This window comes from Acinetobacter sp. 22323 (genome assembly GCF_052044895.1).
Lineage (GTDB): Bacteria > Pseudomonadota > Gammaproteobacteria > Pseudomonadales > Moraxellaceae > Acinetobacter > Acinetobacter schindleri.
The window spans coordinates 1-23,800 of record NZ_JBQEOL010000010.1 but is presented as its reverse complement, the minus strand read 5'-3'; the positions used below and the strand labels follow the sequence as shown (position 1 = coordinate 23,800).

27 protein-coding genes are annotated in these 23,800 nt (G+C 41.1%); 14 read left to right on the top strand and 13 right to left on the bottom strand.

All coding sequences use genetic code 11. The features are described 5' to 3' along the window. Positions 1-17: 17 nt before the first annotated feature. Positions 18-1,301, bottom strand: coding sequence for a YihY family inner membrane protein (locus ACTJIX_RS08180; protein ID WP_004896096.1), 1,284 nt, complete (start codon positions 1,299-1,301; stop codon positions 18-20). 110 nt (positions 1,302-1,411) lie between these two features. On the opposite strand from ACTJIX_RS08180, the gene wrbA reads away from it, so the two are divergent. Continuing rightward, positions 1,412-2,008: an NAD(P)H:quinone oxidoreductase gene (gene wrbA, locus ACTJIX_RS08175; RefSeq protein WP_004896093.1), complete on the top strand. Its 597-nt coding sequence runs from the start codon at positions 1,412-1,414 to the stop codon at positions 2,006-2,008. 25 nt (positions 2,009-2,033) lie between these two features. On the opposite strand, the gene ACTJIX_RS08170 is transcribed toward wrbA, so the two are convergent. Both ACTJIX_RS08170 and ACTJIX_RS08165 read right to left on the bottom strand, forming a co-directional pair. Continuing rightward, positions 2,034-2,462, bottom strand: a complete 429-nt coding sequence (locus tag ACTJIX_RS08170; protein ID WP_167539045.1) for a hypothetical protein — start codon at positions 2,460-2,462, stop codon at positions 2,034-2,036. A 328-nt stretch (positions 2,463-2,790) separates the two neighbouring features. After that, positions 2,791-3,660, bottom strand: coding sequence for an IS982 family transposase (locus ACTJIX_RS08165; RefSeq protein WP_008305761.1), 870 nt, complete (start codon positions 3,658-3,660; stop codon positions 2,791-2,793). 636 nt (positions 3,661-4,296) lie between these two features. Here ACTJIX_RS08165 and ACTJIX_RS08160 point away from each other — a divergent pair. The 3 genes from ACTJIX_RS08160 (at position 4,297) to ACTJIX_RS08150 (ending at position 6,637) form a co-directional block, all read left to right on the top strand. Continuing rightward, the gene (locus ACTJIX_RS08160) at positions 4,297-4,680 is read left to right on the top strand and encodes a hypothetical protein (protein ID WP_004809738.1); all 384 of its coding nucleotides are present in this window, start codon (positions 4,297-4,299) and stop codon (positions 4,678-4,680) included. Continuing rightward, the gene (locus ACTJIX_RS08155; RefSeq protein ID WP_004896089.1) at positions 4,674-5,876 is read left to right on the top strand and encodes a CsgG/HfaB family protein; all 1,203 of its coding nucleotides are present in this window, start codon (positions 4,674-4,676) and stop codon (positions 5,874-5,876) included. Before ACTJIX_RS08160 ends, ACTJIX_RS08155 begins: the two co-directional genes overlap by 7 nt. An 83-nt stretch (positions 5,877-5,959) precedes the next feature. Next, entirely contained in the window at positions 5,960-6,637 is a 678-nt protein-coding gene (locus tag ACTJIX_RS08150; RefSeq protein WP_004896088.1) for a hypothetical protein, read from the top strand. Positions 6,638-6,897: 260 nt separating this feature from the next. Here the strand turns inward: ACTJIX_RS08150 and ACTJIX_RS08145 are convergent, their stop codons facing one another. From ACTJIX_RS08145 to ACTJIX_RS08135, 3 genes are all read right to left on the bottom strand, one after another. Next, a complete protein-coding gene (locus ACTJIX_RS08145) occupies positions 6,898-7,473 on the bottom strand; it encodes a xanthine phosphoribosyltransferase (protein ID WP_004809732.1) in 576 nt (191 codons plus the stop codon). A gap of 90 nt (positions 7,474-7,563) precedes the next feature. Next, positions 7,564-8,277 (bottom strand): DUF3108 domain-containing protein, encoded by a 714-nt coding sequence (locus tag ACTJIX_RS08140; protein WP_004809730.1) that lies wholly within the window; start codon positions 8,275-8,277, stop codon positions 7,564-7,566. Positions 8,278-8,428: 151 nt separating this feature from the next. After that, positions 8,429-9,118 carry a hypothetical protein gene (locus tag ACTJIX_RS08135; RefSeq protein WP_004896084.1) on the bottom strand — a complete coding sequence of 230 codons (690 nt, stop codon included), beginning with the start codon at positions 9,116-9,118 and terminating at the stop codon, positions 8,429-8,431. Between the two features lie 268 nt (positions 9,119-9,386). On the opposite strand from ACTJIX_RS08135, the gene ACTJIX_RS08130 reads away from it, so the two are divergent. Continuing rightward, on the top strand, positions 9,387-10,250 hold the full coding sequence (locus ACTJIX_RS08130; protein ID WP_212749370.1) for an energy transducer TonB: 864 nt from the start codon (positions 9,387-9,389) through the stop codon (positions 10,248-10,250). Here the strand turns inward: ACTJIX_RS08130 and ACTJIX_RS08125 are convergent. From ACTJIX_RS08125 to miaB, 5 genes are all read right to left on the bottom strand, one after another. Then, on the bottom strand, positions 10,247-10,546 hold the full coding sequence (locus ACTJIX_RS08125) for an antibiotic biosynthesis monooxygenase family protein (protein ID WP_004896079.1): 300 nt from the start codon (positions 10,544-10,546) through the stop codon (positions 10,247-10,249). The genes ACTJIX_RS08130 and ACTJIX_RS08125 overlap by 4 nt on opposite strands. Positions 10,547-10,577: 31 nt before the next feature. Beyond that, positions 10,578-10,976 (bottom strand): hypothetical protein, encoded by a 399-nt coding sequence (locus ACTJIX_RS08120; RefSeq protein ID WP_076754325.1) that lies wholly within the window; start codon positions 10,974-10,976, stop codon positions 10,578-10,580. Between the two features lie 143 nt (positions 10,977-11,119). Next, positions 11,120-11,602, bottom strand: coding sequence for an rRNA maturation RNase YbeY (ybeY, locus tag ACTJIX_RS08115; protein ID WP_004809720.1), 483 nt, complete (start codon positions 11,600-11,602; stop codon positions 11,120-11,122). Positions 11,603-11,624: 22 nt separating this feature from the next. Continuing rightward, positions 11,625-12,701 carry a PhoH family protein gene (locus tag ACTJIX_RS08110; protein WP_004896076.1) on the bottom strand — a complete coding sequence of 359 codons (1,077 nt, stop codon included), beginning with the start codon at positions 12,699-12,701 and terminating at the stop codon, positions 11,625-11,627. Positions 12,702-12,740: 39 nt separating this feature from the next. Continuing rightward, positions 12,741-14,198, bottom strand: coding sequence for a tRNA (N6-isopentenyl adenosine(37)-C2)-methylthiotransferase MiaB (miaB, locus tag ACTJIX_RS08105; protein ID WP_004809718.1), 1,458 nt, complete (start codon positions 14,196-14,198; stop codon positions 12,741-12,743). A 366-nt stretch (positions 14,199-14,564) separates the two neighbouring features. Between miaB and ACTJIX_RS08100 the strand changes: the two genes are divergently transcribed. The 6 genes from ACTJIX_RS08100 to ACTJIX_RS08075 all read left to right on the top strand — a co-directional run bounded on the left by ACTJIX_RS08100 (position 14,565) and on the right by ACTJIX_RS08075 (position 19,426). Then, positions 14,565-16,466 carry a lytic transglycosylase domain-containing protein gene (locus ACTJIX_RS08100; protein ID WP_228127701.1) on the top strand — a complete coding sequence of 634 codons (1,902 nt, stop codon included), beginning with the start codon at positions 14,565-14,567 and terminating at the stop codon, positions 16,464-16,466. 31 nt (positions 16,467-16,497) lie between these two features. Continuing rightward, a complete protein-coding gene (locus ACTJIX_RS08095; RefSeq protein ID WP_004896072.1) occupies positions 16,498-17,136 on the top strand; it encodes a ribonuclease T2 family protein in 639 nt (212 codons plus the stop codon). Positions 17,137-17,309: 173 nt separating this feature from the next. After that, positions 17,310-18,296 (top strand): malate dehydrogenase, encoded by a 987-nt coding sequence (locus ACTJIX_RS08090; RefSeq protein WP_004809714.1) that lies wholly within the window; start codon positions 17,310-17,312, stop codon positions 18,294-18,296. Between the two features lie 168 nt (positions 18,297-18,464). Next, the gene (locus ACTJIX_RS08085; RefSeq protein ID WP_004809710.1) at positions 18,465-18,743 is read left to right on the top strand and encodes a DUF2789 family protein; all 279 of its coding nucleotides are present in this window, start codon (positions 18,465-18,467) and stop codon (positions 18,741-18,743) included. Positions 18,744-18,796: 53 nt separating this feature from the next. Next, positions 18,797-19,051: a DUF2789 family protein gene (locus ACTJIX_RS08080; RefSeq protein WP_004809708.1), complete on the top strand. Its 255-nt coding sequence runs from the start codon at positions 18,797-18,799 to the stop codon at positions 19,049-19,051. 117 nt (positions 19,052-19,168) lie between these two features. After that, positions 19,169-19,426, top strand: coding sequence for a DUF2789 family protein (locus tag ACTJIX_RS08075; protein ID WP_004809704.1), 258 nt, complete (start codon positions 19,169-19,171; stop codon positions 19,424-19,426). A gap of 68 nt (positions 19,427-19,494) precedes the next feature. On the opposite strand, the gene ACTJIX_RS08070 is transcribed toward ACTJIX_RS08075, so the two are convergent. Further along, positions 19,495-20,022: a hypothetical protein gene (locus ACTJIX_RS08070; RefSeq protein WP_004896069.1), complete on the bottom strand. Its 528-nt coding sequence runs from the start codon at positions 20,020-20,022 to the stop codon at positions 19,495-19,497. Positions 20,023-20,081: 59 nt separating this feature from the next. Beyond that, on the bottom strand, positions 20,082-20,684 hold the full coding sequence (locus ACTJIX_RS08065) for a 2OG-Fe(II) oxygenase (protein ID WP_004896067.1): 603 nt from the start codon (positions 20,682-20,684) through the stop codon (positions 20,082-20,084). Positions 20,685-20,798: 114 nt separating this feature from the next. On the opposite strand from ACTJIX_RS08065, the gene ACTJIX_RS08060 reads away from it, so the two are divergent. Genes ACTJIX_RS08060 through ACTJIX_RS08050 form a run of 3 tightly spaced genes read left to right on the top strand, consistent with a single transcriptional unit; the run spans position 20,799 to position 23,607 of the window. Next, positions 20,799-21,656, top strand: coding sequence for a 23S rRNA (adenine(2030)-N(6))-methyltransferase RlmJ (locus ACTJIX_RS08060; RefSeq protein WP_004896065.1), 858 nt, complete (start codon positions 20,799-20,801; stop codon positions 21,654-21,656). A gap of 37 nt (positions 21,657-21,693) precedes the next feature. Next, positions 21,694-22,512, top strand: coding sequence for a CDP-diacylglycerol--serine O-phosphatidyltransferase (gene pssA, locus ACTJIX_RS08055; protein ID WP_004896063.1), 819 nt, complete (start codon positions 21,694-21,696; stop codon positions 22,510-22,512). A gap of 18 nt (positions 22,513-22,530) precedes the next feature. After that, on the top strand, positions 22,531-23,607 hold the full coding sequence (locus tag ACTJIX_RS08050; RefSeq protein ID WP_004896061.1) for a DUF6670 family protein: 1,077 nt from the start codon (positions 22,531-22,533) through the stop codon (positions 23,605-23,607). Positions 23,608-23,800 lie beyond the last annotated feature (193 nt).

Here is a 23,800-nt window from a genome sequence, read left to right as displayed (position 1 = left end):
GATTTTTATTGAAGTGCTTAAGACTTAAATGGAGTTTGAGCTTCATTCTGCCCTTCCTTTTGCTTAAACAGCTCTGAAAGGGGAATGCCTAGATTTTCTGCCAGATACTGATCTGCTTCTCGTAATTTTGGTTGTAGTCGCTGCATCCAGAGGTCATTGATCTGAAGATTTTCAATTTGATGTGTGTGTGGCAGGGCATAAGGAAGTTTGAGGTAGAAATCCCAGAAATTGACCTGATCCAGATCACGTACCAAGACATATTCATTATCCTCCGTACGTTTAATCAGATTCTGTTTTTCAAACATGCTGATATAGCTTGGCAGACGGCCAATTTCATCTCGTCCTAAAACTTCGAGTGCTTGTGCTTCACTAATACTTTCTCCAGTTTTCTGCTTGCGGTAAAACAGCTCCAGTAAATCCAGTAACATCAGAATTGGATGGATTTTACAATCCTGGCCCGATTCAAATGCCGTGATTGCATAACTGATCTCAACCCCGAGTAGGACAATATTCCAGGACAGATAAATCCAGATCAGGAAAATAGGAACCGCTGCAAAAGCACCATAGACAATTTCATAACTGGTGAAATTGGACATGACAAAGCCAAACAGGTTCTTTAAGAGTTCAAAAACCACTGCACTAAATAAACCGCCCACGAATGCAGATTTGATCGGTACACTGCGGTTAGGAATGGTCCAGTTCAGGATAAAGAAGCCGATAATCGTCAAAGAAAATGAAATGAGCCACAGTATAAAAGCACCATTCAATTCGTAGCCGGCAAAGTTATTGCTCAGTACATTCATGGACGCTACAGTGGAAGAAATCACGAAAGCGCTACCGAGTAAAATTGGACCCAAAGAAATAATGGTCCAATAGCGCATAAAGCCGATAATCCCGCCACGTGTTTCTGTGACACGCCAGATTCGGTTAAATACTGTCTCAATACTGGTCAGCATCATCACGGTGGTAATAAACAGGAACAGGATCCCGATGATGGTCAGATTGCTGGATTTGTCAGTAAAAGCACTCAGGGCTTTATCAAAGGCAATGGTGGTCTTGGGCAGGAAATTGGTATAGATCATTTCCTGAAGTTGCTGACGTGCAGGTTCTAGTGCCTTAATTGAAGAGATGATCACCAGAAAAACCGTCAGCATTGGTACTACAGCAAACAAAGTAGTATAAGTTAATGAGCCTGCCTGTTCACGGCAACGATCCGCCTCAAAGCGCCTAAGTACAAATAAAATAAATTGAAACCAGTGCTTTTCATAAAAAGGTAATTTCTTTAAGTATTCAACGATCATGCGCTTGTTGTCTCAATTTCTTATACATCATGAATTTTCTGGTTCAGCTTACCCAAAAAAACAGAAAAATACCGTATAGTTTTCTTTTTTTAGTATCGAACATTCATCATATGCAACCTTATGTCCTTGTTTTATATTACAGCAAATATGGTTCAGTCAAAGAGATGGCACATCTGATTGCCAATGGGGTTGAATCCGCAGGTATTGCAGTGAAGATCAGAACGGTGCCGAATCTTTCTACTGTGGTAAAAGAAGCAGAGGCGAGTATCCCAGCGGAAGGGGATATCTACTGTACGCTAGATGAATTGGCGAACTGTTCTGCTTTGGCAGTGGGTTCGCCAACACGTTTTGGCAATATGGCTGCTGAAATGAAATATTTCTGGGATCAGACCACCAGTCTTTGGCTGAATGGAGCTTTGCATGCTAAGCCGGCATGCGTGTTCACAGCCTCTGGTGCAATGCATGGCGGCCAGGAAAGTACATTACTGAGTATGCTTCCGCCGTTGTTCCACCACGGTATGATGATCATGGGACTAAGTAATGCTGTTCCAGCATTATCAAATACTAAAACGGGTGGTACACCCTACGGCGCCAGCCATGTCAGTGGTGCACGCCATGATCAGGCACTAAGCCAAGATGAAAAGGTACTATGTGAAGCTCAGGGTAAGCGCTTGGCAGAAATAGCTTTAAAGTTAAATCAGGTTTAATAATTCTCAATCAGGACAATAAGTTTCAGATTTTATTGTCCTGATCACTCGATTCCCGAGAATCTTCTTTATTCACTTCCAGTGCCTGAGCAGCTGTTGTCTGAATATTAAAGCGATATTTGCACTTCAGACAACGATAATCCAGAAACAGGTTACGATCTACGGTTACACCAGCTTTTTTACCCAAGAAGTTACCGACCACACCACCAGTAATCCCAACACTAATTGCGCCAACGAAAGTCCCGACTGTTCCGCCGACAATTACACCAAGTGGGCCTGCCACAGTCCCGATCGCAGCACCAATCGACGCACCTGAAGCTGCGCCACCTACAGTTCCCGCCGTTGCGCCTGCAGAGGTCATGAGTAGACCGCCAATTTTTTTCAGATTTTGCTCATGATCACGTTGTTCAATATCTGTTGAGCCACATTTAGGACATTGCATAAGGTATTCCATCAATGAGTGTTATGGGCCGATGTTCAGCCTATTTATGATTTGTCATTTTGCCTAATCAGGTGGATATATGACAGCTCTACAGTATGTCTGTCTTATATTTTGATGTCAGGGACATTTCCTGCCAATTTGATTGTAAAGGAGAATTTGATAAGGCTTTGTATTTGTGCTGTAAATTATTTTATATCGAAATCCATTTTGGAATTCTTTAAGTTTTTAGCTCTCCCATACTCTACAGCTACTAAAAATAATATCTTCAAAGTATCTTTTCTATTTCTTATAAAAAATAATTTACTTGTCACCTTTTTACACTAAATAACCCGAATCCTGCTTAAGCCGATGACTTCATAATTTGAATTGTTGGCTTATTTTTATGGATCAGTTGATATGCACACAAGGACGCGTAAATCCCTCCTAGAAATCCATGAACACTACGTGCTTTGCTTGTCACTAAATTGTACTGACCTTTCAATAAACTGAATAAAGTCTCTATCTTATTGCGCTGTTTTAAGTGATATTTATCTGACTCAGAAAGTTGTATAGCCTGCATATTTTTTCGATGATAGGTAATTAAATCAATACCTTGCTCTTTCAACCTACTCTTCAGTTCTTGACTAATATAGCCACGATCTCCATACAACTTTGCTTCCATCTCTTTAAAGAGTCTCTCAACCATTTTGATATCAGCCAAATGTCCATTGGATAAAGCAGAACAAGCAATTTCACCAAATTGATTCATCACAATATGTAATTTACAGCCATAAAACCAGCCCATTGAGCTTCTACCACGTGATGCAATTTGGACTAATGATTTATGGCGTTGAATACGTTGATTTTTACAAACTGGCAGAGTTGTTGAATCAATCCATAAATATTGTGTACCTTGGCCTTTCATTAGCGCCACATGTAAAGCGTGTAGAGCTAATTGATGTCTATTAATCAGATGAATCATCCGTTGGTAACAGGGTAAGCTTTTAAATAAATGATTTTTATCCTGTTTCAACCATGTGAAAAATGCTTTGAAATTAGTGAAATGAGAACATTTATACCAGATCGCGATAAAAGTGATTTCTGAGATACTCAAGTGAGCGGTTCGGACTCTGGAGAAACGACGACTTTGTTTAAGGAAATTCCAGTAGGTTGCTTCAAATTTAAGAAAGAAATCATCAATTACGCAAAATAATTCGGTACTATTAAACATCGGGACTAGAGTTTTAAGTTTTGTGTGGTAACTCAACTGATGGCTCTAGTCCTCTTATTTTTCAAGTCAATTTTTTATCCGCGATTCGGGTTAAATAACATGACCATCATAAATTGAAATTAAGTACTGTTTAGTAGAGGTATTGAGTATCTATATTGAGTATTTTGTTTTTAGATTTTTTAAGAAGTAAAAAAATGTATTTGGAAAATAGTCTTCGTATAATCGGTTAATTATATTTCTTAATAAAGTGATTTATTAAGAGTGATTAAAATATAAACTTTTATAAAATGAAAAATTATTAATAAATGATCGTGAAAATCACCATAAATATTTCCTCGATTAAAGTATTTTTTCTAATTTTATAAATACTTTTAAAATATTATTTTAAATATTTTTTAAAAAATAAATTTATAGTTTGAAAATATTTATAAAATATTTTTTATAAATAATAGAATTAATTAAAAATTCTATTTTAAATTAAAACAATAACTTGAATTTAATTAAAAATAAGAAAGTATGTGAATAATAATTAAATGTAATTTTTAAATTTTTATATGATCTAATTTTTGTCAGATAAATTAAATCTTAATTAAGCAGAAAACTAATAAACATACTAAATCAGAGGATACTAAAGGTATGAAAATATTGGTCATCAATGCGGGTTTATTGTGTTTGTTTTTTTTGAGCAACGCTTATGCTACATCAGATGAGTGGACTCAGCGCTGGAAAGCATCACCTGCACGTTCTAATGAGCATCTGGCACAGGCAAATCTGATTGAACTCAGAGAGTCTGATTATTATGAAAGTTTTGGAAAAGCAAGAACTACCGTATATAACACCTCTTCAAATTCTATCGGCACTGTGAATACTCCAACCAATAATATTACGGTGGAGGGCTCAGATAATGGTGTAAATATTTCCAGTGAATTATTCAATGAAGCTCCAGTGAGTTCTAATTCCAATCGGAATTCACCACGCTGCCCAAATGTGAGTAACCAGCCGGGAGAAACACTATGCTGAATTTCCCGTATGGAAGGTCTTTATCTTCCGCCGGTATCATTTTGATTTTTACTCAATCCTTGACAGGATGTACCGGTCTGGCATCTTCAAATTCAAAGCCGGTAGAACTGGTACAAGGTCCGCCAATTACTGATATTTTTACTCCCTTTGATATGGCCTTATCTTGCTTAAAGGGGCAATTGCGCAATGACATCAGCTTTTCTGTAGGAGCAATTTTAGACCAGACAGGTAAAGACGTCGTAACCAATGGTGGTAGTGGAAAAATGGTGACCCAAGGCGCAGGAGATATGGTGCAATCCGCCTTATTTCAGTCTGGGGTCAGTGTAATGAACCGGCGTGATCCTCGTATTATTGAAAGTGAAGCCAAGTGGGGGATTCGTGATCCAAGACAAATCCAGGCCTCTGATTATTATGTGACGGGCAGTATTAATAGCCTGGATTTTATTCCAGGTGGCGGGTTGGACATGCAGATTGCAGGTGTTGGACCGAATTATAGTCAAACCCGAATTATGGTAGGTTTGGATCTATCTCTGACTGATACACGCAGCAGTAAAGTTGTCGCGAATGTCTCATTACAGAAACAGATTGCTGCACAGGATTATGGTATCAGCGCTGGAAGATTTACCGGCCGTACCTTATTAAATATTCAGATCGGAAAAGGTGAGCGCGAAGCGACGAATTTTGCTTTACGTCAGATGTTGAATCTGGCCACTTTTGAATTACTGAGCCAAGTCGTTCCACCGCCAGTGTTCGAGAAGTGTCGTGCAGAAATTCCACCAGAATTTGGACGTTTAAACTTAACTCGAAGTTCGGTGGCTTTGCATAAATATAAAAAAAATCAGCAACAACATAATCTAGATTCAAGTACCCCGGTTCAGGAATTAACCTCGGACGATATTCAGCAATCTCAAGAGAAAAACAAATCTACCAATACACCGAGTAAAGATACCAAAGCACCAAAAAACAAAGAATCCGAGGTAATCCAAAATCCTGATCCAGAACCTGAAATAAGTAAACAGGATCTCATTAAATATATCAGTAAAAAACACTCTCCAGACTCTTCAGACAAAATGCTAGAGGAAAAAGAGAAGCAGGAAAAAAACAGCAAAGAAAAAGACGAGGAGAAAACATCCATGCTATGGGATGCCAATCCTGAAGTTGTTGAAAACTATTGGTCAAGCACATTGCGTGATTAATAGTTTCACAAGTGGGCTCGCTCCCATTAGTAAAAGAAGTACTTAGCGAGGAGTGCTTCAAAACTAGAAAAGGAAAAACAAAGATGAAAAACACGATCAAAACAATCGCTTTATCCGTCACCTTCCTGTCTGGTGCAGGTATGGCATATGCTCAAAACACAAATGTAGAGGTAGATACCGGTTTACAGGCATCTCTGGATGCAATTTCCCAGCAGGTCGAAAATGGATCTGCCCTGAATCTAGCTGTCAATAGTGCTGATATTAATGCAAGTGTTAATACAGAGGCTTATGCCAATTTAGGATCAGATCTTGGAACAGATACTCAAGATGTGGTCAATTCAGTTGAAAATACAATTGAAACTACAGCAATGGGTGCAGCTAATACAGGTAGTATTGAAATCGCGCAAGGTAGCTTGAGTACAGTGACTTCAAATACACTTAATGAAACCCTAGATTGGGCATATACTGATGTAACTAGTGAAATCAATAACGAAACAATTGGAGAAGATATTTCGGAGAGTACAACGAGTGCGGATATTTCAGATACATTGAGCACAACGCTGGATAGGACTTTTGATGAGGAAGTTAATAAAACTTTAAGCAATTATAGTGTAGCGAATATTGCTTATAATGCTGGAGCAGTTGATGCCTCTGTAAGTGCAATTGCAGAAGGTGTAGATAATAGTGTGGCCAACACCATTACTACTACTGCAATTGGTGCAGTAAATACTGGAAGTATTACTGTCACAGTAGGACAATAATATAACTTGCTTGATTTTCTTACAGGTCTAACTATTGGCAGATAGTTAGGCCTCTTATTTTATATAAAAATTTTTAAAAAATATTGTCTACTTGTCGGAAAGTAAAGCAATTTCTATTAATGATTATTTTTTAATTGAAATTTTTTAGGAAAAAACGAAGCAATAGAAGAATATAGTTGTCTTAAAAATATTTCAATTCAAGAAAACGGATATAAAAAAAGAGCACCTCAGTACTCTTCTTTAATTTAATTCGAGAAATTTTAGTCTTGAACAAATTCAACCGTACCATTTGCTAGTGATTTCACACGCGCTAATGATTCTACGCGATAACCTTTTTCAAGCAGAATGTCACGGCCCGGCTGGAATGATTTTTCAATCACGATACCAATACCCACGACAGATGCTTCTGCTTGGTGAATCAGGTCTGCCAAGCCAAGAGCCGCTTGACCATTTGCAAGAAAGTCATCAATTACCAGTACTTTATCAGCAGCGTTGATGTGCTTTTTAGAAATTGCAATGGTACTTTCAGTTTGCTTGGTGAAAGAAAATACCTTAGAGCGATACAGATCATCTTTCAGAGTTAATGATTGATATTTGCGTGCAAAGATCACTGGAACACCCAGCTCAAGGCCAGCCATTACAGCAGGTGCGATCCCTGATGCTTCAATAGTGATGATTTTAGTGATACCAGCATCTTTAAATAGACGCGCAAATTCCTGACCAATTTGCTGCATCATAACAGGATCGATTTGATGATTTAAGAAAGAATCAACTTTCAAAACTTCTTCAGATAGAACGATACCTTCAGCTAAGATTTTCTGTTCTAGTGCGTGCACGGGAGAATCCTCAAGACCAGATGCTTTTTCAAGCAAAAGCGTATTTTAAAAAGCACCCGGAAAAAATCAAGCGAAAATCGTTAAAAATGCTTAGTTCGTTGGACCTTTATAGCCAGTGAGTAACAAACCATAGGAAGTTTTCTTATCGACATGCGCTACCTTGACTGGTAAATAATCAAGTTTTGGGGCTAACCAGAAGATGGTTTCGCGTCCTGGCTTGTCATGTTTCATTACGACTTTCATGGTGCTAAAGGTGCCGTAATTGGTTTTGATATTTTCTGTACCTTGCTTAACAAATTTACGTGCTTCCAGTTCTTTAGCATCTGCAATGTAATAATTGCTTTTTAAACCAGAAGCTTTTAGGTCTTCACGGATCTGTAACTCGGCATTTAATTCATCCAGGGCACCATCTCTCCAAGCAAATGAACGTGCCTTGTCATCTTTTTTAGTATGAATAGTTTTAGAAGACGGATTGAACTTGATACTCATGGTATTGTTATTAACCAATACCTTACTGCTACGGCTAAAATTGCTAGAATTAATCTTGCCATTATTAAAAGTAAAATGACTGGTTTCTGTCGCAGAAGCAATCGCGGCAGCCTTGGCTGCAAATACATAAGTCCAGTTATTGCCTGACTTAGTTAAGGTTCGTGTTGCCGATCCCATGTTCTTGCCATTATAGCTAAACTGATAAGTCGCCTGGAATGGGCTCATGGCAAAAGCTTGACTGGACATGCCTGTGAATACCAGTGCTGTGGTCAGTCCTGCAGTCATACCAATAGTTTTAATTAAGTGTTGTGCCATAAGTGAATTTTCCTGTATGAAAGGGCAGTCAGTCACTTCTGCCAAGCCTTTATTATCAGACTAAAATGTGGAGGGAGAATGAACTGATAAAATTTGCAGAAGTGTATCATTCATGTCATTTTTTTCATTGTTGTTTCACAACTTAAACACTTTACGAATCTTGTTTTTGCTTGATTGGGGTGACCTGATTTTCACTAAATTCATCTGCATCATCCCAGCTTTCTTCTTTTTCTTGAGACAGCTTTCTGAACAAGGCTGCTAGATTCACATTTCCACTAACGACCAGTTCAGCCTCACGTAATACAGCATGATTGACATGTACTTTAGACAAAGTATCAATCACTGATCGGCTTTTACCGAGCCAGCGGTTAAGATCTAAATGTAATAAGTCATCAACAACTTTAATTACACCCAGCTTTTCCAGAATCATACCGAGAGGATCTTTATTCAAAATGCGCTGATAGAAAAATAGGGCACAACGTACGCCAATTTTATAGAACATATTTGGGTATTTAGCATCAATTACTTGGGTATCGCTAATCTGTTCAAAAACAATCAGCTGACGGTCTTTATTCAGCTCCATCTGTACCAGTTTCAGGTCAACAGACAGAGTAATGACCATGCCATTGTAATCAAGTGTTGCATATAAGCGTAACCAGTCATCATGCAGATCCGCATGCAGATCTTTTAAGGCTTTGACGTTATCAGTCACAAAACGCTGAAAAGTTGCATTCAAAAATACCTGAGAGAGGGGAAACTCGCGTTCATCTTCAATAAACCCTTCCGCCTTCTGATACACCTGGCGAATGCGTCTGGAAATATTGGAAATGATGGTTTGCATATGGAAGCATCCTGGCAACTATATTTTTGATAGCATGTATCTTGTCGAAAAGTATAAAAAATACAAGAGCGTGTGCTTGCAGTTTAGCAAAATAAATTGCACCATTTTTAGTGTTTTGTTTATACAACGTAGAAGATTTGATATAGCTCTCACTATCTACTCAAAGTGAAAGATGTATCAATGTTTGTATATTGAAAAATTTTCTTTGCAAGATATTAAGGATAAAGGCTCCTGGCTGAGCCTGAAAAATGTGACTAGAATGACCCTGATGCCCTTGGTTAAATCATGGTGGAAAGATCCAATTTTTAGCAGTGCTGTAGGGATTGCTGCATTGTTACATATCATGATTTTAATGCTGCAGTTTGGAATGCCATCGGAACAGGATACTTCGACCAAGGAAATTGCAGTCAGCCTGCGAATCAGTAATGACAAAATCGAGCATGCTGATTTTCTTGCCCAGATAGATCAGCAAGGTTCCGGTCAGTTCCGTGAAGCGCATCGTATGTCCAGTGATGCTCCATTGCCGATGCCGGATCAGACAGCTGGAAAAGAAGAAATATTTCAAAACAGCCAAGATATGCTGCAACAAAAACAAGAGTTGAGCTTTGAAGAAAAAGTTCTGATGACAACCCTAAGCTGGCAGAAACAGGCAGAAGAAAATCAGCGCAAGAAACGTCAGGAAGAACTCAACAGCCAGTTTCAAGCCAAAGCTGCTATGGTCGCGAGTCTGGAAGCTCAATATACGCAGCGCCAGAAAAACTTTAGCCGTCAGCAGAAAATTAAAACTGTTGACGGTATCCAAGCCAAGCAGGATGTATCTGCAGCTTATCTGGAAAAATTCCGTCAAAAAGTCGAATTTTATGGGAATCGTTTTTATCCTGAATCTGCCCGTATACAGCGCTTGGCGGGTGACGTCCGCTTAATGGTGATCCTGAATCAAAATGGGGGTATTCGAGCGATTCGATTGTTGGAATCTTCTGGTCATACTGTATTGGATGAAGCTGCTCGAACCTCATTACGTAAGGCTGCGCCGTTTGGTGCTTTTGATGCCAACATGAAAGATATTTCAGAATTACGAATTATCCGAACCTGGCGTTTTGATCCGGCAGAAGCCGAGTTTGAAGTGCGTTAATCTGGCGCTGTTTCATAATGGCGTAATACCTTACAGACATCCACGCTGAAATAGCGATACCAGTTATCTTTACCGAATTGTTGCGCGGCCTGGTGTTCAGCGTCCTGATGCCAGGCATGAATATCCTGCAGGCTGCTCCAGTAGGAAAGTGCAATCTCAGTGATTCCTTCAGTTAAACTTTCAAAATGCTGACAGTGAAACTGGGTCAAGGCCTTTTCCCGCATCTGTTGGGCAGTGGCAAAGTAATCTGTGTCTAACTGCTTAATTTTAGCTTTAAAAATAACGACATATTGCATAGTAACTTCTAATTTTAACTAATTTCTGAAATTATTCTTCCACACGATGATAATAACCGTGTTCTCCGGAACTGTTCCAAATCACATTTAAAAATTTGCCTTCAATTTTTAGATGCTTTGGAAAAATCCTCAGATGCTTTTTATATTTACGCTCAGGTTTTAAACCGATGCAGTTGCCATTTTTCCACCATCTACCTTCAGCATATTGATCTAGGGCTCCATAAGTTAGATACCATTTAAATTTACCTTCAGGCAATAACAGCATTTCAGAGCCTGTTTCCATGACGCCATTTAAATAATAATGACCTGTCCAGACTTCATCTGCTTTTTGAAATTGAGTTTCTTTACATAGCGTCTTTGAACTTGCATAAAGCGTTGAAGATAGAAGGGAAGTACCCATGAGTAGCAATACGAGAAGAATCTTTTTCATTTTTATCCTGAACTTTAGCTAATCATCTTTATTGTTATGAGGTGTATTTTATCAGCTTTGGTTGAATTAAATAGCATTGATTTGATTGCTATTTACAGGCATAAAAAAGCGAGCCGAAGCTCACTTTTTATAGTCGGAAAATTTTAGTCTCTTTCCAGATATGGATTTGCAAAACCGAATTTTGCCAGAATCTCGATCTCAATGCCTTCCATCTCTTCTGCATCTTCATCTGAAGTCTCATGATCATAGCCCATCAGGTGCAAGGTGCCATGAACCAGCATATGGGTAAAGTGAGTCAAAGGTGCTTTGCCTTGTTCAACGGCTTCACGCAATACCACTGGGATACAGATGACCAAGTCTCCAATCGGAAAAGCATCCAAAACTTCTGCCATTTCATCCGGAAGATCACTTGGAAAAGACAACACATTGGTGGGTTTGTCCTTTCCGCGATATTCCAGATTCAGTTTGTGGCTTTCATCATTGTCGACACAGGCAATACCAATTTCACAATCACTTTGCGTACCGATATGACGTAAAGCAGTTTCTACAACTTTCTTGATATAGGCACGCTTAATCACGAGTTCAGGTGCCTGAAAATCCTGTTGTAGACTAAGACTAAGTTTCAAAACAAATCCTTAAAAGTAAATATTAATGCTGGGCGTCAGCTGCCGCATCATTTTCAGCGACCAAGGCTTCCTGACGTGCTTTGCGTTCGGCACGTGCTTCGGCAGTTAAACGTTGTTGTTCACTATCCCAGCCCTCATAGGCTTCAACGATTTTCTGAACCAGCTGATGACGTACCACATCACGGGAATGGAAGCGGGTGATATGAATCTCTTTCACATTTTCCAATACACGAAGTGAATGGGCCAAACCAGATTGCTGACCACGTGGCAAGTCGACCTGGGTCACGTCACCGGTAATCACTGCACGAGAGCCAAAGCCCAGGCGGGTCAAAAACATTTTCATCTGTTCAGGTGTCGTGTTCTGTGCTTCGTCCAGAATCACAAAGGAGTGATTCAAGGTACGACCACGCATATAAGCCAGTGGTGCCACTTCAATGATCTGACGTTCAATCAATTTGGCTACTTTTTCGAAACCCAGCATTTCATACAGGGCATCGTAAAGCGGACGTAAGTATGGATCGATTTTTTGTGACAGATCACCCGGCAGGAAGCCAAGTTTTTCACCGGCTTCTACCGCAGGACGTACCAAGAGGATACGCTGAATCTCATTACGTTCCAGCATGTCCACTGCAGCTGCTACCGCCAGATAGGTTTTACCTGTACCGGCAGGACCAATACCGAAAGAAATGTCACTTTGCAGAATGCGTTGTACATAACGTTTCTGGTTGGCACCACGTGGATTGATACGGCCTTTGCGAGTCTGCAGCCAGACATTGTCCAGACCAGTATGTTCCTGATCATGCAGGTTGTCCTGCAATTCACGGTCGGTTTGGCTGCCTTGGATCATCAGGTGCAGGGTATCTGCACTGATCTGACCGCTCTGTTCAGATTCTTCATGAAGTCGCTGTAGGAGCAACTCCGCTCTCTCAACGGCATCGATCTCACCATCAATAAAAAAGCTATCGCCTCGATGGGAAACTTTGACGTCTAAACGTTGTTCAATTTGCTTCAAATGACCGTTATAAGCACCGAGCATGCTCTGTAAACGGTCCATTGAAATTCCAGGAAAAGCTACTGTACGTCGAATCGCTGCTGTCAAAGAGAGTTCCTTATAGAGATGGGTTCTTATATCCCTACATTACGCCACGTCAGGCTCAAGATTCAATAGCTCACCGTAAACTAAATTGAGTGTTTTTATTTCAGTGATTTCAATCTCGGCAAAACGTCCAACCCATGCAGGATCACCGATAAATGTCACATAACGTGTGTTATCTGCGGTGCCTACCAGGACATTTGGATCCTTGTCAGAAACTTTTTCTATGAGAACACGTTGAATGGTGCCAAGCATCGCATCCGTTTTCTCAATACTGGATTGCTTGATCCATTTTTGAACTTTTGCCAGACGTTCTTTTTTCACCTGTTCAGGTGTAGTGTCTTCAAGTTCCGCAGCAGGCGTACCCGGACGTTTTGAATACACAAAGCTGTACGAATGATCAAAGTCCATATCTTTAATAAACTGATATGTTTCTTCGAAGTTGTCGTCGGTTTCACCCGGGAAACCAATAATGAAATCTGAAGATAAGTGCATATCCGGACGGACTTTACGGAGTTTGGCAATTTTCTCGATATAGACATCAATCGTATGGTTACGCTTCATCGCTTGAAGGACGTCATTGGAACCACTTTGTACTGGTAAATGCAGATGTGACACCATTTGTGGCAGGTCACGGTAGCATTGAATCAGGTCATCATTAAATTCGAGTGGATGCGACGTGGTATAACGTAAGCGGCCAATACCTGGAATTTCTGCAACTAAACGTAACAGATCGGCAAAAGTACAGATCTTGCCATCAAAGGTTTCACCACGATAGCCATTTACGTTCTGACCCAATAGTGAAATCTCACGTACGCCTTTTTCTGCCAGACCTGCAATTTCTGCCAGGACATCATCCAGCGGACGTGATACTTCTTCACCGCGGGTATACGGCACCACACAGAAAGAACAGTATTTTGAACAGCCTTCCATAATTGATACAAAGGCTTTATAACCTTCAACACGTGGTTCAGGCAGGAAGTCGAATTTTTCAATATCCGGGAAGGAAATATCAACCAGTTTAATTTTATCTTTCTTTGGCTTTTCTACTTGCTCAAAATGCTGATCCAGCATTTGCGGCAAACGGTGCAGGGTTTGTGGACCAAAAATCATGTCAACATAATTGGCACGTTTCTGAATGTTGTCACCTTCTTGTGAAGCAACACAGCCACCCACACCAATAATCAGATCCGGATTTTTTTCTTTTAGTTTGCGCCAGCGACCCAATTCAGAGAATACTTTTTCTTGTGCTTTTTCACGAATTGAGCAAGTATTCATCAGAAGAATATCTGCTTCTTTAGGGTCAGTGGTTAGCACATAGCCATGTGAGTCGCCCAAAAGGTCGGCCATACGATGACTGTCATACTCATTCATCTGACACCCTTGCGTTTCAATGTACAGTTTTTTGACTGTAGCATCGTGGGCTGGGGTGTGCGCTGGCTGGGTAACAGTGTTTTCTGAGGCAGCTGGGGCACTCTTCGGAATGAAGGTTTGAACCGTCATGAAGGCTCCTAGGGATAATACGTTTAAATTGTGAACGGACGACCTTATTAATCTGCGAATCAGGTCAATTAGAATTCAATTCACAGAATGAATTTTTTGGAAGTCGCATATTTTAGCAGGAAAGTCGCTTAAACTTATAGCCTTTATTGGTGGCCTGAAAATATTGATTTATGGACAGAAAATGTTTGAAAATTAATATTGCTGAATCATAAGGTTACATAAGAGAACAGTAGAGTCGGTCTAGAATTTATAAACTAGCACCGATGTTGAACAAAATTGTCTGGCACGAACTACATGATAGAAGTTAAGTTAATGTTGAAACAGATTATAAGTACACATAAATATTCAAGATTATTCACTGTAGGGATGGCCTGTCTGAGTTCAATGGGCGTTCAAGCTGCCGAAGAACAATTTAATGACGCACTCACTGCGGCAAATGCTGGAAATATTGAATTATTACAACAGTATCGTGCAGCCATGCAAAATGATGCCTTGGGTTACTACCCGGAATACTGGATTCTGAATCAAAATCTTGGCATGCAGCCGGCCAGTCAGATTATTAATTTTGCCCAGCGTTATCCGCAATCTGCCATGGCAGAAAAGCTGGCAGCAGACTATGTTGAAGAAAAAGTAAAGCAGGCCGATTTTTCAGCAGCACAGCCGGTCCTGCAATATGTGACCAATCCAGATCAGGCAGAAAGCTGCGCGATTGCTCAGGTACGTGCCAAAAGTGGTGATCCTCTGGTCTATGCCGAATATAAAGATGTCTGGCTGACCACCAATTCTCAACCGGAATCCTGTGCCGGTTTAGGTCGAATGATGCTGTCCAGTCCCTTATTAACCATTGAAGACCGTCAGCAACGACTCTGGACACAATTGCGTGCCGGTCAGTCTGGACAGGCGATTGCGACCGCCCAGAGTATCGGCCTCAACCTTTCTTTGGCGCAGCTTAATAGCATTCAGGCCAATCCGACAGCCTATTTATGGACGGCACCCAAAGCGACCACTGCTGATCATGCTTATCTGGTGTATGCCATGGGGCGACTGGCGGATAGTGATCTGAATACAGCATTTTCGAGTGTGCGACGTACTGCTGAAGGCACCCCTGAACAGATCCAAAAAGCTTTGTACCGTGTAGTCGGCTATATCGGTGGCACCACGGTGATGAAGAACAACTTTAATCGTGAAGTCCTGAATTATCTGGATCTGAGTTATGGCCTGTCATTTAGTCCGGAAGAAGCAGAAATTTATGCACGTCAGGCGATTCGCTTTAGCGCTTGGGAAAGTCTGATTCGGGCGATTGATGCGATGAGTGTGACCCAGAAACAGGAAGACCGCTGGCAATACTGGCTGGCTCGTGCAAGTGAACAGCGCTCAGACCGAGCATCAAAAAAAGCAGCTGAAGATATTTATCGAAAACTGGCCACTGGTGATGATTATCATAACTTGCTGGCACGTGACCGCTTAGGACAGTTAACCTTAGGTACGCCGAAATCCGCACAGCCTTCTGCTCAGGCCATGCAACGCCTGAATCAGGATATTCATTTCCGCCGTGCTTTTGCCTTGCGTAATATCAATGCTTCAGCTGCGTATGTAAACCGTGAATGGAACTGGGCCGTGCGTCAGGCTTACTTGAAACATGATGATGATCTACTGCTTGCCGCAGCGAAACGTGCGCATGATATGGGCTGGCATGACCGTGCTATTTATGCTGCAGATCGTACAGTGAATAAGCACAACTATGATTACCGTTTCCCAATGCCATATCGAAATTATGTGGTCAGCCATAGCCAGAATGCCAGTGTTGATCCGGCATGGGCTTATGGTTTGATGCGTCAGGAAAGCCGATTTAATACTGTGGCGCGTTCACATGTCGGGGCAGGTGGCTTGATGCAGATCATGCCAGATACGGCCAAACTGGTCGCGCGTCAGATGGGCGAAACCTATAATCCGGCAGCATTAAGCGATATGAATACCAATGTTCGTTATGGCACCTTCTATTTGTCTACGATTCAACGCCAGCTCAGCAACAGTCCTGTTTTAGCAACGGCAGGTTATAATGCCGGACCGAATCGCGCACGCCGTTGGCAGCCAGACTTACAGAATCTAGCAGCAGATCAGTACACGGAAACCATTCCTTTATTAGAAACACGGGATTATGTGAAACATGTCATGACCAATGCGACACATTATGGCATCCTATTGGGCCAGGGAGCACAATCAATCGGGAAACGTATGCAAGCAATTCCGCTACGTAGTACACAATAAAAATTAATGATTTAGGGATAGTGAATTATTCATGAAGTTAATGAATAGTCGTCGAGTATCAGTATGGCTTTCTGCTTGTATAGTCGCAGGAGGGAGTTTTCCTGCGCTTGCGGCACCGACGGGCTATATCATGGATGTGCAGATGGTTCCCGCACTTTGCAGTCTGTATCCTGAATTGGCCAAAAAGCGAAAATGTCTGGAAGGTTATTCCTTGAATATCTCCGGCTTATTTCCTGAAACCAGTCAACAGGATTGCAGCACGCAGACTTCATCCGCACTTCCACCTTTACAAGCCAAGGTGGTTGCTCGTGTCATGCCGGACGAGGCTTCACGGGCACGCTTATGGCAGAGTACTGGAGGGTGTATTCCCATGAGTGCCAGCCAGTATTTTCGGACCATTATTAATTATGCGGATCGTCTGAAAGTACCACAGGAACTGACAGACCAAGAAAACATGGTCATGTCGATTAATACATTGCGTACAAAATTCCTTAAGATTAATCCGCAATTACCCGCCAGCGGCATCCGGTTTAACTGCCAGACCAACCGTAGTGTCAGCCTGCTGACTGCGGTTAAGGTGTGCTATCGCAGCAATGGCCAATATAAGCAATGTCCGAGCAGTATAGTAAATACCTGCCCTCAGAACATTACAATTAAAGGTACATACTAAGCTTTTCAGCCAAATTAATTTATATTTCCTATCAGACTTTTGTTGGAATTCATTCGCTTTTACATGCATCTCCGAAAGGATTGGAGTACAATCTTTGCCGTTTATGATTATTAAGATTAGATAGAACAGCTATTTAATCCGCATTGACTATCCTCTCAATTGGAGATAATTACATGAAGCAACCTGTTCGCGTTGCCGTTACTGGCGCTGCTGGTCAAATTGGTTACAGCCTATTATTCCGTATCGCTAGCGGTGAAATGTTGGGTAAAGACCAACCAGTTATTCTTCAATTATTAGAAATTCCTGTTGAGAAAGCTCAACAAGCGCTTAAAGGCGTGATGATGGAACTTGACGACTGTGCTTTCCCATTATTGGCAGGCATGATCGGTACTGATGATCCTAAAGTTGCATTCAAAGATGCTGACTATGCATTGTTAGTAGGTTCTCGTCCACGTGGTCCTGGTATGGAACGTGCTGACCTTCTTAAGGTAAACGGCGAAATCTTTATCGGTCAAGGTCAAGCACTGAACGAAGTTGCTAGCCGTGACGTTAAAGTGCTTGTTGTGGGTAACCCTGCGAATACAAATGCTTACATCGCAATGAAATCTGCGCCAGATCTTCCAGCGAAAAACTTCACAGCAATGTTACGTCTTGACCACAACCGTGCGTTGACTCAACTTGCGCAAAAAGCGGGTGTTGCAGTTTCTGACATCGAAAACATGACTGTTTGGGGTAATCACTCTCCAACGATGTATGCTGACTACCGTTTTGCAAACGTAAACGGCGAAAGCTTGAAAGACAAAATCAACGATGCTGCATGGAACAAAGACGTATTCCTTCCAACAGTTGGTAAACGTGGTGCTGCGATCATTGAAGCACGTGGTCTGTCTTCTGCTGCTTCTGCTGCAAACGCTGCAATCGATCATATGCGCGATTGGGCTCTTGGCACTAACGGCAAATGGGTAACGATGGGTATTCCTTCTGACGGTTCTTATGGTATCCCTGAAGGCGTAATGTTCGGTTTCCCTGTAACGACTGAAAACGGTGAATACAAAATCGTTCAAGGTCTTGAAATCGACGAATTCAGCCGTGAACGTATCAATGTTACATTGAACGAACTTGAAGAAGAGCGCGCAGCAGTGGCTGACATGCTTAACTAATTTAGTCTTTTAAGATTAAATAAAAAAAGCACTCCAAATGGAGTGCTTTTTTATTTCAGAATATCCTAAAAACAAAAAATAACATCCTGTCAAAGAGCGACAACTGAACTTTCTATATAAGTCGTTTAATTTGTAAGCAGAGTCATCAATAAAAGAGGAGGTACTGAGATGTTAGAGCAGCGACCTACCATGGAAGTTTTTTTTGAGCAACTCGGCTTGGATTCAAGCCCTGAAGCAATCGATGAATTTATCAGAACCCATCAGATCGGGATGGATGTGCCATTACATAAAGCACCTTTTTGGACCAAGAACCAACATGACTTTCTAATTGGGCATTGGAAGCAAGATGATGATTGGGCCATTTTTGTCGATGTACTGAATGAACAATTGCATATAGAAGCAGAGGGTTCAGGTACTTGTGATCTGCCGACCTCCTCACATCCTTGAACGTTAAAAAACTAGCAGCAAATTATTTTTTATTTCTATTACGGAGCAATCAAATGGTATTGGAACAGCAACCTACTTTAGAATTATTATTTGAACAACTCGGCCTGCCAGCAGATGAAAGGTCGATTGATGAATTTACCCGTACCCATCAGCTTCCATCTGAAGTTATTCTGCCAGATGCGGAATTTTGGAGTGAGGGGCAGAGTGCATTTCTTCGTGAACATTGGCATCAAGATGATGAATGGATTGTAATTATTGATAAGCTCAATCAATTACTGCATGTAGAGAGTGACAAGCAAAGCGCTTAGTCCACTTTTATACAAAAAGATACAAACAAACCTAGTCACAGGACTAGGTTTTTTTTGTCTTATCTTATAAGTTAGTTCTATAAAGAATTACAAATTAACTGATATAAGGAGGGCGAGATGCTCGGAACAATGCAACCATCCTTACCCCTATTATTTTCGCAACTTGGTTTGCCGAATAGTCCTGCTGCCATTGAGCTATATGTACGTACTCATCAGTTACCTAAGGAAATCTCATTGCATGATGCGCATTTCTGGAATAAAGCACAGCGTTCATTGTTAATTAGTCATTTGGTACAAGACGATGACTGGGCAATTTGGGTTGATGAACTGAATCAACAGTTACACTTAGATGCCGATCGCCGTCGACTGGCTTAAGAAGATAAAACTAGTTATAAAAAATGCCTCATTCATGAGGCATTTTTTATGAGAATAATTTCGCAGTTTTAATGCATCCGGCTGTGTAGAATTTGAATAAACCAGTCCTGTTGACGGTATTCTTCAAATGCTGGATGTTGATCTACCAGTTCCAGATCAAAATTGTTCAATTTACTGTATTTATTTAACCAGTGACGGGTCATAGCCGGTTCTTTTTTGCTTGCTGAGGCATATGCCAGGAAGAAATAGATATCCGCATGCTCATAACGGGTCATCGGTTTTAAAATCTGCTGGGTAATCAGTGCATAGCGATTTTCTTTAGTCAGTTCAAAATAGATCATGTAGGCTTTAGCCAAATGCAATGACAGATTGATATAAAGATCGAGTGGCATTTCTTCAAACTCGATTCGACCTTGTTCCAGCAGAACAATCGCTTCTTGCAGAAAATGCACCTGTTCCTGACGTAACTGGCTGATCGCTACCAGTTGCAGGCGAAGGTCAGCCCGTTCAAGCGCCAGCTCAGGGGTATTGCCATTTAAAAATAGCTGATCTGTTTCACCAATGCGTGCAATGATCTCTTTGGTGGTTGGTCGCATGAACGCAGTCCTCGTGTCTTAATGATTGCTATATGAGGATGATTGTCTGCTTTTAAAGGCTAGATTAAAGAGGTATCTGAGCGTAACCACGCGGTAATGGATAAACGTTGATGTTTGGCTACTAATACTTCGTGCAATAAATCACTTTGGAAGAATGCTAAACGGTTGGGCTTAGGTGAAATCGTATGCCACTGTCCATTTTTATCTTGTAAATGTAGTTTACCCCCCCAGTCATCTTGCCATTCTTCATGCAGATAATATACCGAGGAAATCATGCGGCCATTCTTACCTTGCGGGTTGTCGCGGTGAAGAGCATAGAATTCACCTGCGTTATAGCAGGCAAAATGCGCTTCGACATCTTTAATACCCAAATAAAATGCGCGGTTTAAAACTTGAGAAAATTGTTGCAGGGTTTCGGTATGTTGGTGAGAGATTTGAAATTTAGGTTGTAACCAAAGAATATGATCACTGCGGATGTTGCTTACTACGCCATTTTGAATCGCGGCATCACGAAATTCGTTTAAGTGACTTAGGCATTCTTGACTGACCGCATGTTGATATTCAATTGAATAAGCACCGTCAACAACACTAAAGCCATGTTGATCTAAATCATCTAAGATTTGATCAACATTCCAATCCCCTGGGATGACAACTGCTTCCATTTTTCAATTCTCGAGCGTGTGGTAAAAAGGTTTGCTATTTTAGAGCAATAATCGTTTCTGAACGAATCAGTTTTTCATGTTAAAATAGCTATTGATCTTAGGAATAATTGAAACATGAATTATCGTCACCACTTCCATGCAGGCAACTTTGCCGATGTCATGAAGCACGTGTTATTGCTTCAGATTTTGTCTCGCCTTAATAATAAAGACAAGCCATATCGTTATATTGATACGCATGGCGGCGCAGGTAAATATGACTTGTCGACTTCAGAAGCGCAGAAGTCTGGTGAGTTCTTAAACGGTATTCATCGCCTGATTAAACTGGATGATTCAATTAAGCGCAATGCCCCTGAAGGCATACAGCAATATTTAAAAATTGTTGAAAAAATGCGTGAAAATTTTGGTAAAGGCGCGTATCCGGGTTCCCCGTGGTTTGCCCTTGAAGGCATGCGTGAAATCGACAAAGCCACCATTTTTGAAATGCAGCGTGATGTCTTCCAGCAGCTTGATCAGAATATTTTTGACAAGCGTGCTGGTCTGCATGAGCGTGATGCTTATGAAGGTTTGCTCGCAGTCATTCCACCGAAAGAAAAACGCGGTCTGGTAATGATCGACCCGCCGTATGAGCTGGAACGTAAAGATTTCCCTCAGTTAGTCGAGTTGATTGCAGCAGCTTATAAAAAATGGCCGACAGGTGTATTTGCTGTTTGGTATCCAATTAAAGACCGTGCCATGATTGAGCGTTTCGAGAAAAAAATGTTCAAGACTGGTATTCGCCGTCAGCTGATCTGTGAAATATGTGTATGGCCAGACGACACTCCTGTTGGTTTAAATGGTTGTGGTCTGTTGGTGATTAACCCACCTTGGAAGTTCTCTGAAGATGCTGATGAAGCACTTCAATGGTTATTCCCGCATTTACGTATGCAGGAAACTGGTGGTCACGCCGCAGTTCGCTGGTTAGTAGGCGAATAATTTTTTAAAGATCAGGTCATAGCTAGGATCGACAAGAATGACAAATATAAGCAAACCGGAACGTGACTCTTCCACCGAAGCGCCTTTTGATGGCATCACCTTTGAGGTGGAAGAAGAAGAGCATACTCACGAAGGGCAAAAAATTAAGCGTCGAGGCATCTATCTATGGCCGAACCTGATTACAACCGCAGCGTTGTTAGCAGGTTTTTACTCGATTATTGCCAGTATGAATGGCAATTTTCAGCAAGCCATTTATGCGATTTTTATTGCAGCATTACTCGATGGCCTGGATGGACGTGTTGCACGTGCCATTGGGGCGCAAAGTCCATTCGGTGAACAGTTTGATTCGCTATCGGATATGCTGGCCTTTGGTGTAGCACCTGCTATCTTGATGTACAGCTGGGGCTTAAGTGAGTTGGGCCGGATCGGTCTGGCGGCATGTTTTGTTTATACCGCTTGTGCGGCTTTCCGTCTGGCACGTTTCAATGTGCAGATCGGTGTGGTTGATAAGCGCTACTTCATTGGCGTCGCGAGTCCACTTGCTGCCGTAATGATTATTTCGCTGGTCTGGGTCGGTTTAGATTTCCCGGAAATTTTCGATATTAAAGATTCAGTGGTTCAGATCATCAATGCCGTTGCGATTGTGATTACCGGTTTGCTGATGATCTCTAATATCAAATACTATTCTTTTAAAACGGTAGAGCGTAAGCGGGTTCCATTTTTTGTCTTGCCAATTGCCGTATTTATCTTTGCAGCGATGACTTACAACATTCCGGTCGGGATTCTGGTTATCTCTGTAATTTATGCTTTGTCTGGTTTTGTTACGACTTTTATGGCGAAACGACAAGTGAGCTAGTATGCAGGAGAGTCTGATATGGCGTTTCTTCAGGATTTATTGGATCGTTCGAAACAGCTGAATCAGACTCCTGCTGCCCAGGCCGATCTGGCCTGTCATGGTCCAAATAAAAAATATAAATATATTCACCATCGTTTTGTTATTCCCAATCTGCCTGCGCCACTGCATTATTTCAATTTTTTTAGCATGATCGGTCAGCCGAATGTGCCGATGCTATGTAATCCCGATGCCATTCATACGGATGCCTTGGATACAGCAACGGTAATCTGTAGTACCAGTCCGCACATGGTCGGTCAGTTGAATCATTATTCCATCCAAAATGAGTGTCGTTTTGAAAGCTGTAACTTTAATTTTCATACACGTGAGCAATTGAGCAGTATATTTCCGGAATTTCATTTCACCCGCCAGGATGACGAGCTCAGTGTTGATTTGAAAATTAGAGCTATCGAGTTGATTACCCACTTTACCCAGCTTCGATTTTCTTTGGCTGATTATTGGTCGATTCCATGCTGGTGTGAAGGTGTCATTCAGTATAAAGATCAACAATACCAAATCGAAAGTCTGGGCAGCTTTGAATATGCTCGTAGTTTCAAGTTTCCCTATTTGCCATTTGCTTTCTTGACTTATCAGATGATTAACCTGAGTCAAAACCGACAGATTATTTTGGTTCAGGTACGAGATAGCTTTAATAAGATTATTCAGTCACGCATTTACTATAAAGATTTGGAAAGCCAGCAGACCCAAATGCTGGATGAAAAGGTAATTTTTAAAGTGCATCGGGTCTATCCAAGTGTGACCACACCAAATGGCCAGAAAATGTATTTACCACGTGAATTCGAATGGCACTGTGAAAATAAAGATGGAATTCAGATTTCAATTCAAGGACAAAGTCGAGGTGATTTTAAATTTGGTCTTGGGGCAGGCTATGTAGGGAGTTTTAGCTATCAGGTAAAGATCAATGATCAGGAAGAAAATGAGGAAGGGGGCTATATTGAATACATCGATTGTCGAGCTTTACGCTTTCAGGAACTCAGCAAAGAAGAAAAAATATTAAGTAACGTGCCCGATTCTGTACCATTTTTAGTCAAAAGATAGAGAAAAAGCTGATTTCTGTAGAATAAATAAACAGACGGTGGTTTTTGTTGAAAAAGGGGGTTGCAAGCCTCCTGAAATACTGTAGAATGCACATCCATCGGCGGTGATGAAGATTAAAACTTCTGATAAAACAGTAACTTAGTTAAGATTGGTTGAGTTAGGTTTTATTTGATAAGTTTAAAAATAATCTGAT